The 232-nt window shown below is 45.3% G+C and carries 1 pseudogene; it reads right to left on the bottom strand.

The features are described from left to right. Positions 1 to 232 (bottom strand): annotated as a pseudogene (locus tag LKX83_RS32990) (nucleoside recognition domain-containing protein); the annotation flags it as partial.

The raw sequence follows: 232 nt of genomic DNA, 5'->3' as shown, positions 1-232 counted from the left end.
GCACCTAATAAAGCCAGCATAATGGGAAATCCAAGATAGCGAGACGTCAGAATGGAATCGAGCCGCCCCTCCCAATCACTCTTTTTATCCTCAGAACGGCTTGTAACCTCATCGGCAATTGCCTGTGAATGCTGATAAATTTTTTCTACAATCCCATCACGGACTGGTTCCGTCTGCTCTCTTTGCACTTGAGATGCAATCGCCTGGAGACGATAGATATCGTTTTTTTCTA

The organism is Cohnella baijiui (assembly GCF_020731285.1).
Classification (GTDB): Bacteria; Bacillota; Bacilli; order Paenibacillales; family Paenibacillaceae; genus Cohnella.
The sequence above is the reverse complement of the archived record's forward strand: the minus strand, read 5'-3'. Positions and strand labels throughout refer to the sequence as shown.